The 13495-nt window shown below is 70.1% G+C and carries 11 protein-coding genes; all 11 read right to left on the minus strand.

The annotated features are described in order from the left end of the window. Nucleotides 1-173 precede the first annotated feature (173 nt). The 11 genes from CLV71_RS01840 to CLV71_RS01890 all read right to left on the minus strand — a co-directional run bounded on the left by CLV71_RS01840 (nucleotide 174) and on the right by CLV71_RS01890 (nucleotide 13453). Nucleotides 174-2471, minus strand: coding sequence for an FtsX-like permease family protein (locus CLV71_RS01840; RefSeq protein WP_133900769.1), 2298 nt, complete (start codon nucleotides 2469-2471; stop codon nucleotides 174-176). A gap of 66 nt (nucleotides 2472-2537) precedes the next feature. Then, a complete protein-coding gene (locus CLV71_RS01845) occupies nucleotides 2538-3665 on the minus strand; it encodes an FAD-dependent oxidoreductase (protein WP_133900770.1) in 1128 nt (375 codons plus the stop codon). 184 nt (nucleotides 3666-3849) lie between these two features. Further along, nucleotides 3850-4401, minus strand: coding sequence for a cysteine hydrolase family protein (locus CLV71_RS01850; RefSeq protein ID WP_133900771.1), 552 nt, complete (start codon nucleotides 4399-4401; stop codon nucleotides 3850-3852). Beyond that, complete coding sequence (locus tag CLV71_RS01855; protein WP_133901208.1) at nucleotides 4398-6029, minus strand: MFS transporter; 1632 nt, start codon at nucleotides 6027-6029, stop codon at nucleotides 4398-4400. The genes CLV71_RS01850 and CLV71_RS01855 overlap by 4 nt, the downstream gene beginning before the upstream one ends. 68 nt (nucleotides 6030-6097) lie before the next feature. Then, nucleotides 6098-6550 (minus strand): MarR family winged helix-turn-helix transcriptional regulator, encoded by a 453-nt coding sequence (locus CLV71_RS01860; protein ID WP_243866173.1) that lies wholly within the window; start codon nucleotides 6548-6550, stop codon nucleotides 6098-6100. 81 nt (nucleotides 6551-6631) lie between these two features. Further along, on the minus strand, nucleotides 6632-7618 hold the full coding sequence (locus CLV71_RS01865) for a sensor histidine kinase (protein WP_133900772.1): 987 nt from the start codon (nucleotides 7616-7618) through the stop codon (nucleotides 6632-6634). An 87-nt stretch (nucleotides 7619-7705) separates the two neighbouring features. Continuing rightward, nucleotides 7706-9049: an amidase family protein gene (locus tag CLV71_RS01870; RefSeq protein WP_133900773.1), complete on the minus strand. Its 1344-nt coding sequence runs from the start codon at nucleotides 9047-9049 to the stop codon at nucleotides 7706-7708. Then, nucleotides 9049-10530 carry an ABC transporter substrate-binding protein gene (locus tag CLV71_RS01875; protein ID WP_133900774.1) on the minus strand — a complete coding sequence of 494 codons (1482 nt, stop codon included), beginning with the start codon at nucleotides 10528-10530 and terminating at the stop codon, nucleotides 9049-9051. Before CLV71_RS01875 ends, CLV71_RS01870 begins: the two co-directional genes overlap by 1 nt. Before the next feature lie 4 nt (nucleotides 10531-10534). After that, nucleotides 10535-11653 carry a branched-chain amino acid ABC transporter permease gene (locus tag CLV71_RS01880; protein ID WP_133900775.1) on the minus strand — a complete coding sequence of 373 codons (1119 nt, stop codon included), beginning with the start codon at nucleotides 11651-11653 and terminating at the stop codon, nucleotides 10535-10537. Next, entirely contained in the window at nucleotides 11653-12708 is a 1056-nt protein-coding gene (locus CLV71_RS01885) for a branched-chain amino acid ABC transporter permease (RefSeq protein WP_133900776.1), read from the minus strand. The genes CLV71_RS01880 and CLV71_RS01885 overlap by 1 nt, the downstream gene beginning before the upstream one ends. 34 nt (nucleotides 12709-12742) lie before the next feature. Further along, nucleotides 12743-13453: an ABC transporter ATP-binding protein gene (locus CLV71_RS01890; RefSeq protein WP_133900777.1), complete on the minus strand. Its 711-nt coding sequence runs from the start codon at nucleotides 13451-13453 to the stop codon at nucleotides 12743-12745. Between the last annotated feature and the right edge of the window lie 42 nt (nucleotides 13454-13495).

The raw sequence follows: 13495 nt of genomic DNA on the forward strand, positions 1-13495 counted from the left end.
TCTGGTTTGTCTGCGCGTGACGATCGGCAGGGGTTGTCGACCGGCCTAGGCTGGCGTGGTCGTGGCGCTGACGGTGTTCGACCAGAGGTCGACACCGGCCGTTTCAACCTCAGATCGGTGGTGAGGTTTCTTGTCCACCTCTGGTGGGGGAGTCCCTGCCTCGACCACGTGCGTCATTCTGTGCGTAGGGACGTGAGTCGGGTTGCGCCGCGTAAGAAGGGGAGGGTCATCGTGGTTATCAGTAGGGACAACGCCGTGGCGCCTCCGGAGAGTAGGGCTATGCCGGGCCAGTCGATGTCGACCGGCTGGTTGGTCAGGCGCATGATCAGCCATGCCAGGCTTACGCCCGTGGCTACGGCGATGACCACGCCCAGTGCGATCGGCAGGGTGATCTGCCACAGCAGCGACCTCACCAGTACGCCCCGCTGTACGCCCGTCGCCACGAGGATGGCCAGTTGTCGTCGGCGTTCGCGGATGTGTTCCAGTGCCAGCACCAGCAGGCTCACCCCGGCCAGCAGGAGGGTGAACACCGCGCCCGCGTACATGGCTGCGCGGATGGACTGGAACATCTCCTCCTCGTGTGGTGGCACCGGGTCGAACTCGTACGCCCACACCTGTGTGCGCCAGCGAAAACCCGCCAGTGCGTTGCGAACGCGCTCGGTGTCGTCGGCCGTGCCTGTCCCGTCCAGGTTCGCGTAGATCGTCACTGTGGTGTCCGGGAGCGTTGTGTTCGCCAGCGCTCCCGGGGTCACGATGATCGAGCCCCGCACCAGGCCGTCGGGGAGTGGTGTGTCGATGGTGTTCAGCTCGGTTGGCGTTGTCCACGTGCTCGTTACCGTGTAGTTGCTCGAGCCTGTCGGGTAATCGCGGAACTCGACCGTCTCGCCGGGTGTCATGGGTGTCGTGTCTTGTTCGCCTGACTGGTAGACCTCGCCGTCTGTGCAGTGGTGGACTCCGATGACCGCACGCATCGCCGGGCAGTCCAGTACCTGGAGGTCGTAGTAGGCCGTGTCGTCGACCGCGTACGCGGATACGTTGCGCACCTTGTGAGCGGCCTTTACCGCGTCCACTGTGGACAGTTCGGACAGTACGTTGTCCGCGTCTGCCGCGTTGGTGCTCACCTCCAGGTGTGGGTTCGCCTCCGCGGCCCGTGCGGCGGCGGGGTCGGTGTTGCCCTGCACGGTCATCAGTACCGTCTGGACGGCGATCGCGCCCGCCAGGATGACCGTGACGCCGCTGACCACCCTCGCGGACGTACCGCTGTCGAGCCGCAGCCTGCGGACCGCCAACTGCCACGACGGCGGTCCGCCCTCGATTCGGCCTGCCACCCGTTCGACCAGCCACGGCAACAGCACTGGCACGCCGACCAGTAGCAGCGTCGCGCCCGACGCCACTGCCCACGCCCATACGAACGAGTTCCTGTCGGCACCTGCCCTGGTCGCCAGCAGCGCGATCCCCGCCGCGACGATCGCCAGCCGCCACCACAGGCGGCGGCGCACCGGTCTGGCCTGTCGGACCACGCCGAGTGGCTCGATGATGGTGCCGCGTAACGCGACCAGCGCGGTCAGCACCGACACTGCCGGGACGGCCAGCGCGATCACCGCCGCCGCAAGCGGGTCGGGCACCACGTCGCTGGGGTAGGAACGTATCCCGAACAACTCGACGTGTTCGGCGAAGAGGCGGGCTACGGCGAACAGGGCGGTGCCCAACACGAGCCCTGCCGCGGTCCCCACCAGCGACTCCGCCGCCGCGATTCGTCGTACCTGGTGCGCGCCGGACCCGACCAGCCGCAATGCCGACAGCCGCCGATCCCGTTCGGCACCCGCGATCCGGCTTACCGCGCTGACGAACACGAACACCGGTAGCAGCACCGCGACCCCACCGAGCAGTGCCAGCGCCATGAGACCCGGGTCGAGCGATCTCGGGTCGGTCGACCCGCCGAACCGGTAGACCTTCAGTGCGTCGGTGTCCTCGGCGAGCGTGGCGTCGGCGCCGACCCACGTCGTGAGGTCGTCGGGCGTGGGCACCAGGTCCTGGCCCAGGACGCCGGTGACCCGGTCCGGGAAGCGCGGCCGGAGCAGTGCGCCCTCCGGTCCGTCGAGCAACTCGGCCAGCGCCGGGGACACCAGCATCTCGCCGGGGCGCGGCAGGTCCCGCAGGCCTGCCGGCACGGGAGGGTGCTCGCCCGTCGCGTGGACGTAGGCGATGTCGATCGGCTCGTCGCGGAAGTTGGTCTGACCCCTCGTGTAGTACACCGGGTCGACGCCGGCGATCTCCTCGGTGTTCGCGAGGTCGGCCGCCTGTCGCGCGTCGGCCTCGGCCGTCATCCGGTTCACCGACGCCGCCACGAGCAGCACGAACGTCGCGATCGCGATGCCGACCGCGCCCAGCGCGAAGCGCACGAGCGAGGTCCGACCGCCGCCTACCGCCAGCCGGACCCCGAGTGCGAGGTCCCCCATCCAGCCCTTCATGACGGTGACTATACATTGAGTGTATAGTTGGCGACAGTGGGGTCCGAGGAGGTGATGGCCGGTGGGTTAGAGAGGGGTTGCCCAGTCCAGCTGCCTGTGCAGCTCGTCCTCGTCGACGGGTGGTGAGCCCGGGCGGCTGGGGCCGGTGGACAGCTGTGCGCTCGCGGCGATGTTGGCCGCCACCCTGGGGCGGCGGAGGCGTTCGTACGTGGTCAGTGCCTCGGTCGTCGACCCGGTGTCGCGGAAGGACTTGGCGAGCACGACCGCGTCTTCCAGCGCCATCGACGCGCCCTGGCCCGTGGCGGGTGACGCGGCGTGCGCGGCGTCGCCGATGATCAGGACGCGGTCGGTGTGCCAGCGGGGCACGTCCGGCAGGTCGTGGGCGTTGGTCACCATCAGCTGGTCGGTGGCCGCGACGATGTCCGCGGCGGCCGTGGTGTCTCGGCGCAGCAGCGGGACGAGCTGGTCACGCCACCCGGTCGGGGTGCCGTGGGCGATCTCGTCCTCGGTGAGCCGCTCGTCGGTGACCCTGGCGAACCAGTACGTCTCGCCGTCGGGGGAGACCGCGTAGCCGAACGCGGCGGTGCTGCCGCGGATCATGTCGATCCTCGCAGGCGCGGTCGGTGGAGCGGCCTTGGTGGTGTAGCCGTAGAACACGCGCTGCCCGACGTACCTCGGCGCCACCACGGCCGGATCGAGCAGCGGTCGCACCGTCGAGCCCAGCCCGTCGGCGCCGACGAGCAGGTCCGCCTCCGCCGTGCGACCGTCGCCGAACCGGGCCGTGACCCGGCCCGGCGCCTCGTCGACGGCCGCGAGGCGGGCGCCGTGGTGGACCGGGATGCCGCGCGCCGCCACGGTCGACCGCAGTGCCCGGCCGAGGTCGGCACGGCGAAGGCACTGGTACCGCGTCAGCCGGTCGGCCCCGGGGTTCAGCGGCGCCGTCGCCACCTCCTCACCGGTCGCCGCCGTCAGCCGCAGGCTCGTCAGCGGGAACGCGAGGTCCGCCACCGGTTCGGCGGCCCCCAGCTGCGTCAGCGCGAACATCCCGTTGCCCGCCAGGGTCAGGAACGCGCCGATGTCCGCCCCGCTGTCGGGGTGCGCCTCGTACACCGCCACGTCGTGCCCGGCTTTGTCCATGGCCAGTGCCGCCGCGCAACCGGCGACTCCGCCACCGATGATCATGACTCGCCCCATCGAACCTCCTCGCGCCCGAGGGCAAGGCTAGAGCGAGGCCGAGCGCCACGCGGGCCGCCGGGCGGTCGTGACCCCTCGCCCCCAATGCATCGAAGGCGTCCTTCAGTACGCCCAGTGTTACGAAGGACGCCTTCAGTACGCCCAGCGTTACGAAGGCGTCCTTCAGTGCATTGGGCCGTGGTGGTCAGCTGACCGACTTGACCCACTCGTCGACGGTGACGACGTCCGCCTGGTGCGGGAAGACCTTCTCGGTCAGGACGCGGTGTACCTCGGGGTCGCCGTCCAGGCAGCCGTCGGACAGGACGGTCAGTGCGAAGTCCAGGTCGGCGGCCTGGCGCAGCGTCGACAGGACCACCCCGCTCGTCGCGATGCCCGTCAGCACGAGGCTGTCGATCTCGCCCGCGCGCAGGACCATCTCCAGGTCACTGCCGGCGAACGCGCTGACCCGCTTCTTGGTGACCACGATGTCCCCGGGCCGGGGCGCCACGTCCGCCGGGACCTCCATGGCGTCGCCGGAGAACCCGCCGGCGCTCCGGGTCGCGTTGAAGATCTTGTTGCGGGTGCTGATCTCCGGGAAGCCGGGCCGGAAGCCGATGACCACGTAGATCACCGGGACGCCCGCGCCTGTGGCGGCGTCGATGGCGCCCCGCAGCCGCGGCAGGTACCCGTCGTCGCCCGTGAAACGGTCCACGATGGCCTTCTGGACGTCCATCACGAGCAGCGCCTGCTTGGTCATGCGTTTCCCTTCGTCGGTTCGGATCGTTGGTGGCGGCCACGCAGCACCGAGGCGATCGCCCCGACGACCGCCATGGCCGCGGCCAGGGTGAAGACGGTGATGAGGCCGTTGTGGAACGGGCTGGAGACCAGCTCGGGGAAGAACGTGCTCCCGGTGAGGGTCTGGGCGTTGTGCGCGGGCAGGCTGTCCAGGACGCCGCTCGGCCCGAGCAGCCTGCCGATCGGGTTCTCGCCGAGGAACGTCGCGAACAACGTGCTCACCGGCGGCAGGTCCGCCACCTGCCCGGCCGCCGCCGCGGACACGCCCTGTGCACGCAGCCCGCTCTCGAGCGCGGTCGGCAGCGAGGTCGCCAGGCCGGTGATCATCAGCGAGAAGAACACGCCGATCGACAGCGCCGTGCCCGAGTTCTGGAACGTCGAGCGCATGCCGGACGCGACCCCGCGTTGTTCGGGCGGCACGCTGCCCATGATCGCCGAGGTGTTCGGCGCGGAGAACATGCCCTGGCCGAGCCCGCTGACCAGCAGCAGGGCCGCGAACACCGGGTAGGAGAAGTTCACGGGCAGCATGAGCAGCCCGACGAACGAGGCCGCCACGAGGAGCAGCCCGGTCGTGGCGAACAGCCGCGCGCCGAACCGGTCGGACAGGTAGCCGGAGGTCGGGCCGCCGAGGAGGAACCCGATGGTGAGCGGCAGCATGAAGATGCCCGCCCACAGCGGCGTGTCCTCGTAGGCGTAGCCACGCAGCGGCAGCCAGATGCCCTGCAGCCAGATGATCAGCATGAACTGCATGCCGCCGCGTGCGATCGAGACGAGCAGCGCCGCCAGGTTGCCCGCGGCGAACGCGCGGATCCGGAACAGGCCGAGCCGGAACATCGGCTCGGCGATCCTGGTCTCCACGACACAGAACGTGATCAGCAGCAGGACGCCGGCACCCAGGCCGCCGAGCACGATCGGGTTGGTCCACCCGGTCGAGTGGCCGCCGTAGGGCTGGATCCCGTACGTGATGGCGGCGAGCAGTACACCGGAGCCCGCGGTGAAGGTGAGGTTGCCGACCCAGTCGATGCGCCCCGGCCTGCGGACCCCCGTCTCACGCAGGCTCCGGTAGGACCAGATGGTGCCGAGGACGCCGATCGGGACACTGACCCAGAAGACGGCCCGCCAGTCGATGGTGGCGAGGAGCCCGCCTGCGAGGAGCCCGAGGAACTGGCCGGCGAGGGCGGTGATCTGGTTGACGCCCAGTGCCATGCCGCGCTGGCGGGACGGGAACGCGTCGGTGAGGATCGCCGCGGAGTTCGCGGTCAGCATGGACCCGCCGACGGCCTGGACGATCCGGAAGCCGATCAGCCACAGCGCGCCGGAACCGCCGGTGAACGGGTCGACCGACAGCAGGACCGACGCGGCGGCGAAGATCGCGAACCCCATGTTGTACATCCGGACGCGGCCGAACATGTCGCCGAGCCGCCCGAGGGCGACCACGAGCACCGCGGAGACCAGGATGTAGCCGAGGATCATCCAGAGCAGGTAGCCGATGTTGCCCGGGGCCAGCGGATCGAGGCCGATGCCCCGGAAGATCGCGGGCAGCGAGATGATCACGATCGAGCCGTCGATGGAGGCGATCAGCACGCCCATCGTCGTGTTCGAGAGCGCGACCCACTTGTAGCGGCTGTCCTCGGGTGCTGTGGTGTGTTGGGTGGCTGTCACATGCGCTCCGCGAGCCGGTCGAGAAGGGGCAGGACGGCGGCGAGCTCGACGCGCTCGGCGGCGGTGAAGTCCCGTTCGAGGGAGGCCGCCAACCGTCGCACGGAGACGTTCCGCCGGTCGGCCACGACCTTCTGCCCCGCCGACGTGACCGCCATCACGGCCCGGCGTCCGTCCGCCGGGTCGGGGGTGCGGCTGACGAGCCCACGCTCCTCGAGCGAGCCGAGCGTGGTGGCCATGGCCTGCGGCCGCACCCCTTCGAGCGCGGCCAGCGAGGTGGGCGAGTCCGGCCCGTAGCGCTCCAGCCTGGCCAGCACGGACGCCTCGGACAGCGTCACGTCGCCGACGGCGCTCTTGCCCTGGCGCAGCTTCCGGACGATGCGCCCCATGGTCAACCTGAGCGCCGCGGCGACCTCGTCGGGGTCGTCGGCCGGTGTGCTGATCTCGTCCACAATTACTAACGGTACAATAATTAATCTACCGTAACTACTTGAAGTGAGACGTACCTCAGGGGACGGTGGGGGAGGGGATGGCTAGTCGGTGACGCGGTGGTGCGCGTTGCCGACGATCATGCGGAGGGTGAAGCCCTCCTCGGTGTCGCTCAGTGCGACGTGGTCACACAGCTGGTGGGTCAGCCACAGGCCGAAACCACCCGCCGGGGCGTGGTCCGCGGCCTGCAGGCCGGCGAACGGGTCCTTCGGGCCCTGTCCCCGGTCGGTCACCGTCACCACCAACCGGTCGGGCCCCGACCAGCAGCGGACGGTCACGGGCGGTAGCCCGTGCGTCAGGCCGTTCGCGACGACCTCGGTCAGCGCGAGGCGCAGGTCGTCGAGCCGCTCCGCCGGGAGCACGCCACCGGGCGCCGCCTCGTTCAGGTGACTGACGGCTCTTCTGGCCTCGGCGGGCGCCGGGTTCTGCAGGGTGACCGCCGGTGGGGTCAGCTGGAGGGGGTCGGGTGTGGCCGATGCGTGCACGGACAGGAACCGCTCCGGGTCCGTGTAGTCGGCGCTGCGCAGGTGCCGGTCACCGACGGCCGCCGTGTGCGGGTGGGTCCTCGCCACGTCCGCGAGCACCGCGGCCGGCGTCGACGTCGTGGAGTACGCGCACATGCTCCACAGCGGGAACTCGTCGTACGCCTGGTTGATGGCCGACTCGTACCTGGCCCACCAGTCCCAGGTCGCGCCCAGCTCGGTCGGCGGCAGCTCGCCGATGATGCGGATCTGCCCGGCGCCCCCGGCGACGAAGTCGGCCATCAGCGAGCGGTAGGAGCGGATGGCGGAGGCCGGTCGGGCGTACATGTCGCCACCGGCCAGGAACGTCACCCCGTCGGCGCAGTCGGACGGGAGCGCGTCGCGCACCAGCTCCGCGTTCGGCTCGGTCAGCGACACGACCGTCGGCTCGCCCGCGGCCACGCCGCCACGCAGGAACGGGATCACGATGCCGAGCAGTTCGTCGTCGGAGCCGTAGTAGGCGGCCTCGTGGAAGTAACCCGTGTGCCCCGCAGCGGCGCCGGTCCTCATGGCAGCGGCCAGAGGAGGCGCACGTCTATCACCACAACGGACAGTCGCATCACCGATGACGGTATCAGCCCGAATGGTCGCACGTCGCTACCCACACGGCGGTGCCGTGTGGCCGCCGAGCACCTCGGCGGCCAGCCGTGCGAACGCCACCGCCGTGTGGTCGTGCAGACGCGACGCCACGACCTGGACCCCCACGGGCAGCCCGGCGGCCGTGAAGCCGACCGGCATGACCACCGTCGGCAGGCCGAGCACGCTGAACAGGCCGCACCAGCCGACGGTCGTCATGTGCGGACGGTCCTCGCCGTCGACGGACAACGTGCGGGTGCCGATGTCGCCGTCCTGGTCGTGCGGGAACGCGGGCATGGCCGTCACGGGGCACAGCAGCACGTCGTACCCCTCGAACCAGCGCGCCCACACCTGTCTGGCCACTGCCCGGTCCTCCGCCCGCGCGAGCCAGCCGCGGTGGGTGGCCGTCGCGGGCGGCACCCCGTCCTCGGGCAGGTTGTACGCCACCGCCGCGAGCACCATGTCCAGGTGCAGCTCGAACAGCTCGTCGAACCCGCTCGGCGGGGTCGGGGCGGACACCCGCGCGCCCGCGCCGGCCAGTGCGGACACCGCCCGCCCGAGCACCGCCGCCGACTCACTGCCGACCCGGCACGACGGGTCGTCCAGCCACGTCGCGACGCGGCACTCCCGCAACGACCCGACCGTGGGTGCGGGAGCCGACGCCAGCACGTCGAGCACCAGCGCCAGGTCGTCGGCCGTGCGGCAGATCGGGCCGAGCACGTTGCCGTCCGGCGGGAGGGCGCCCGCGCCGACGTGGTCGACGTAGCCCTCGCCCGCCACCAGCCCGACCGACGGCTTGAGCCCGTACACCCCGCAGAAGTGCGCCGGGATGCGGATCGACCCGGCGATGTCCGACGCCAGGTCGAACCCGGTCAGCCCGGCGGCCACGGCCGCGGCGCTGCCACCCGACGAGCCGCCCGGGGTGCGGTCGAGGTCCCACGGGTTGCGGGTCGTGCCGAACACCTCGTTGTAGGTCTGGATGTCGCCACACCACTCCGGCAGGTTCGTCTTGCCGACCACGACGGCACCCGCCGCCCGCAACGCCGCCACGGCCGGCGCGTCCGAGTCGGGCACGTGGGACGCCAGCGACGGCGAGCCGCCCGTGGTACGCAGGCCCTCGGTCGCTATCGCGTCCTTCACCGTCACCGGCACCCCGTGCAGCGGCCCGCGCCGCTCGCCCCGGGCCGTCTCGTCGTCGAGCGCCGCCGCCGTGGCCAGTGCCCGCTCGGCGTCCAGCGTGACGACGGCGTTCAGCTCGGAACGGGTGATCCGGTCGAGGTAGCCGCCGACCAGCTCGCGGCTGGACACGGACCGTGTCGCCACGGCCCGTGCCAGCTCGCGTGCGCCGGCGTGTGCCGGCTCCATCAGCTCTTCTGGGCCTTCTGCCAGTTGCCGAGCTTGCCGCCGTTGTCGATCAGCGGACCGGACTGTTCGAAGTGGCCGGTCGCGGCGGGTGTCGCGCCCGAGTAGGTGTACATGCCGCCCGCCTCGAACGGGTAGGCGTCCTGCACACCGGACACGCTGCCCTCGACACCCTTCACCATGAGCGGATAGGTGGACTTGTACGAGTGCGACGCGATGTTGATGTTGGCCCGGGTCAGGCCGCCCTTCATCACCGAGGCGTCCTGCAGTGCCTGCACGATGTACCAGGCCCAGAACCAGCCGTTCGCGAACTGGGCGTTCTTCGCGTCGAGCCCCGCGGCGGTCACGGTGTCGGTGTACAGCTTCGCGAAGTCCTTGTTCGTGTTGTCCGGGTCGGTCGGCGCGTAGTAGTAGCGGACCACGTTGGTGCCGTTGCCGGTCAGGCCCTGCTTGCCCAGCGGCGCGAAGGTGGTCTGGATCTGCGCGCACGGCTGCGCCACGACGACCGTCGGCTTCCACGAGCTCTTCTCGATCGCGCCGATGGCCTGCGTGCAGAACGTGCCCGCCTCGGCGATCACGACCACGTCGGCGTTGGACGCCGCCGCGCTGGTGACCTCGTTGTCCACGTTGGGCGCGGACACGTCGTTGGTCTGCTCGTCGACGATCGAGAGGCCGTCGTTCTGCTTCACGGCCCGCTTGAAGCCGTTGATGTAGGACTGGCCGAGTGCGTTGCCGATGGAGATGGTCGCGATCTTGGCGCCCTGCGGGAACTTCTCCTTGATCCAGGTCGCCCAGATGCCGCTCTCGTTGTAGTAGTCGAGGCCGAACCCGGTCGTCCACGGGTACTTCTGCGGGTCGCCGAACTGGTTGTCCGACGCGGCGACCATGAACTGCCCGACGCAGTTCTTGTTCGTGTAGTCCATCAGGTTGAGGTTGTTCGGCGAGCCGAGCACCGCGAAGCTCGACGCGTACTCGTTCGACTGCGCCGCTTCCTCGACGTTCTTGCGCGTCTGGTCTGGCTGGTACTGGTCGTCCTTGACGTCGATGCTGACCTTGCGGCCCTGGACGCCGCCGTGGTCGTTGACGTAGTCGAGGTAGGTCTTGATGCCGTCGCTGATCGCGCCGTAGGCGGCGAGTGCGCCGGAGTGCGGCATGCTGGTGAACAGCTTGATCGCGTCCGCGGTGATGCCCGCGTTGTTGTCCCAGGTGGACGGGCACTTGGACAGGTCGAGCGTGAAGTCGCCCGGGCCGGTGTAGGTGCAGCCGTCGGACTGGCCCCAGTTCTTGGCGTCCGGGTTGGGGGTCGGGATCGTGCCGTCGTCCGGGGTGCTGCCGGAGTCCTTGGGTTTCGACGTGGCGGCGCCACACTTCTTGTCGTTCGCGGCCTGCTTGCTCGCCTCGTGCGAGCAGGAGGCGAGTGATACCGCCGTGGCGGCCGCGATGACCACTGTCACGAGGCGCCGTTGCCAGGAGGAACGGATCATGGGTTCAGCTCTCTCTCAAAGCCGGTTGGTCGGACCGGGCGCGCGCGGTGAGGCGGTACCGCGTCCAGTCGCGTGGGGGCCGGGGGACGATCTCGAGCACGCGGCGGCGTAACCGCCCGAGCCCGTCGACCACCCCGCCGGGCAGGAGGAACACGAAGGCGATGAGCAGGGCGCCGGACGCGATGCCGACGATCTGACCGCCGTCCGGCCTGCCGCTGAGCAGGTTGAGCGACTCTGCCCAGTCGGCGATGTAGGTGCGCAGGACCACGAACACGATGGCGCCCGGGATCGCACCGAGGATCGACGCGCTGCCCCCGGCGATCAGCGCGACGAGCAGGAAGATGGACAGGTACAGGTCGAACCGCGTGTCGGACACGGAGGGGACCTGGATGACGAGCAGTGAGCCCGCGACCCCGGCGAACGCGGCGCTGACCGCGAACGCGAAGATCTTCACCCGCGCGACCCCGATGCCCGACGCCGCCGCCGACAGCGGTGCGTCGCGCACGGCGTGCATCGCGCGGCCGATCCTGCTGCGGATGATGTTGCCCGCCACCAGGAAGCACAGCGCGGCCACCGCGAGGATCGCGTAGTAGTGGTCGGTCGCCGGGCCGGTCGCCGTGTACGGGTCGACGAAGAACCAGTCCGGCGCGGTCATCTCATCCGGTGCGAACTTGCCGTTGGGACCTCCCGTGAAGCTGGGGAACTTGTTGACGAGCACGGGGAACAGCGCCGCGACGGCGAGGGTGACCGTCGCGAGGTAGAGCCCGCGGATGCGCAGCGCCGGGATGCCGACGAGCGCCCCGGCCAGCAGGCAGACCACCACGCTGACCGGGATCGTGGCGAGGTAGGGCCAGCCGTGGTCGGCGACCAGGATGATCGTGGTGTAGCCGCCGAGGCCGACGAACGCGCTGTGCCCGAGCGAGATCTGTCCACAGTGTCCGGTGAGCAGCCCGAGCCCGAGGATCGCCACGCTGTAGCAGACGATCTGGGTGATCGTCTCGATCTGCGCGATGGACGGGATCACGAGCGGCAGCACGACCAACACGGCGGCGGCGAGCAGTGCCGTGCCCCACCGCAGGTTCCGGTGCGCGGTGCTGCCTTCCTGGATGGTGAACCTGGCCATCACACACGATCCTGTGATCGGCGGCCGAGCAGGCCGGAGGGCTTGAACTGGAGGACCGCGACGATCACGAAGAACGCGCAGCCGAGGCCGAACTGGCCGCCCAACGCGGGGATGTAGCCGGTGAGCAACGCGATCGAGAGGCCGACGACGACACCGCCGACGAGTGCGCCCGCGATGCTGTCGAGCCCGCCGAGGGTGGCGGCGGCGAACGCGTAGATCAGGATCTTGTCCATGAACGTGGGGTCGAGGTAGGTGGTCGGTGCGGCGAGGCAGCCTGCGAGCGTGCCGACCGCCGCCGCGATGGCCCAGCTGCCCTGGACCGTCCGTCCGATGTGGATGCCGAGGAGCTTCGACGACTCGACGCTCGTTGCCACGCAGCGGAACGCGAGGCCGAGCCGGGAGCGGGACAGCACCAGGTGCAGGACGATCACCAGCACGATCACGAGCAGTGCGGTGCCCAGGTTCGTGTAGTACAGCCGGGCTCCCGCGATCGAGAGGTAGTCGTCGGCGTCGTGCGGGAACAGTGTCGGGAACCCGCGTGGGTCGAAGCCCCAGATCAACGCGGCGAGCGCGTTGAAGGCCAGGTACAGCGCGAGCGTCACGATCGTGATGGCGAGGTGGTTGCCCGGGTCGAACGGGCGGATCAGCGTGCGTTCGATGCCCGCCGCCGCACCCGCCGAGACGACCATGCCGATGACGATCGCGATGACCAGCGGGACTCCCCACTTGTCCACCGAGGTGAACGCGAGGAACGTGCCCACCATCGCCATCGCGCCCTGCGCGAAGTTGATGACGCCCGTCGCCTTGAACACCAGCACCAGCGCGAGCGCGACCATGCCGTAGAGCACGCCGTTCATGGCGCCGTCGATGACCCGCTGGAGGTAGAGCGTGATGCCGCCGTCGGCGATGGCATAGACGGAGAACGCCGCCAGCAACGCGACGACGACACCGATGCCGCGCGTGGCGGACCGGCGGCGCCGTGCGGCGAGCACGTCACCGCCCCGGGGTTGCCGGCCGGCCGGGGACTCCGGCAGGCCGGTGGTCGTGATCGCCACTGGCACCCTCCTTCGGGTTCGTCAGTAACCTTCGTCAGTAACCGAGGTAGGCGCGGCGCACCGTCTCGTCGTCGCGGAGCCGGTCTGCGGCCCCGGTGACGGCGACGGTGCCCGCCTCGAGGACGTAGCCGCGCTGGGCCATACCCAGTGCGAGCGCGGCGTTCTGCTCGACGACGACCATCGCGACCTCGCGTTCGGCGCAGATCTTCGCCAGCACGTCGAACAGCTGCCGCACCACGATCGGCGCGAGGCCGAGTGAGGGTTCGTCGAGCAGCAGGAGCTTCGGGCGGCTCATCAGGGCCCGTGCGATGGCGAGCATCTGCTGTTCGCCGCCGGACAGGCTGCCTGCCGAGGTCGACCGGCGCTGCCCGAGCCGGGGGAAGACCTCGTACCAGTATCTGACGTCGTCCTCGACACCCTTGTCCCGCCGGACATAACCGCCTGCCCGGATGTTGTCGTCCACGGACAGGTCGACGAGCGTGCCTCTGCCCTGCGGCACCATCGAGACACCGCGCCGGATGACGTCGTAGGTGTTGCGGTTGCCGATCTCCTTGCCGTCGAAGGAGATCGAGCCGTCAGTGCGGACTAGTCGGCAGATCGACCGCAACAGTGTCGTCTTGCCCGCGCCGTTCGCGCCGAGCACGACGACCACCTCGCCGTCGTCGACCGTGAGGTCGATGCCGTGCAGGCACTCGACGTCTCCGTAGAAGGCGTGGACGTCCTCGAGTTCCAGTAACGTGGTCATACCGCCCCCTCGCCCGCTCCGTGGCACCGGGACGCTCCGCAG

It is taken from the genome of Actinophytocola oryzae (genome assembly GCF_004364325.1).
Lineage (GTDB): Bacteria > Actinomycetota > Actinomycetes > Mycobacteriales > Pseudonocardiaceae > Actinophytocola > Actinophytocola oryzae.

Bases quoted from the DNA above. Each gene is read 5' to 3' on its own strand.
- CLV71_RS01840 (WP_133900769.1), bottom strand. From the start codon at position 2,471: ATGAAGGGCTGGATGGGGGACCTCGCACTCGGGGTCCGGCTGGCGGTA.
- CLV71_RS01845 (WP_133900770.1), bottom strand. From the start codon at position 3,665: ATGGGGCGAGTCATGATCATCGGTGGCGGAGTCGCCGGTTGCGCGGCG.
- CLV71_RS01850 (WP_133900771.1), bottom strand. From the start codon at position 4,401: ATGACCAAGCAGGCGCTGCTCGTGATGGACGTCCAGAAGGCCATCGTG.
- CLV71_RS01855 (WP_133901208.1), bottom strand. From the start codon at position 6,029: ATGGGCGTGCTGATCGCCTCCATCGACGGCTCGATCGTGATCATCTCG.
- CLV71_RS01865 (WP_133900772.1), bottom strand. From the start codon at position 7,618: ATGAGGACCGGCGCCGCTGCGGGGCACACGGGTTACTTCCACGAGGCC.
- CLV71_RS01870 (WP_133900773.1), bottom strand. From the start codon at position 9,049: ATGGAGCCGGCACACGCCGGCGCACGCGAGCTGGCACGGGCCGTGGCG.
- CLV71_RS01875 (WP_133900774.1), bottom strand. From the start codon at position 10,530: ATGATCCGTTCCTCCTGGCAACGGCGCCTCGTGACAGTGGTCATCGCG.
- CLV71_RS01880 (WP_133900775.1), bottom strand. From the start codon at position 11,653: ATGGCCAGGTTCACCATCCAGGAAGGCAGCACCGCGCACCGGAACCTG.
- CLV71_RS01890 (WP_133900777.1), bottom strand. From the start codon at position 13,453: ATGACCACGTTACTGGAACTCGAGGACGTCCACGCCTTCTACGGAGAC.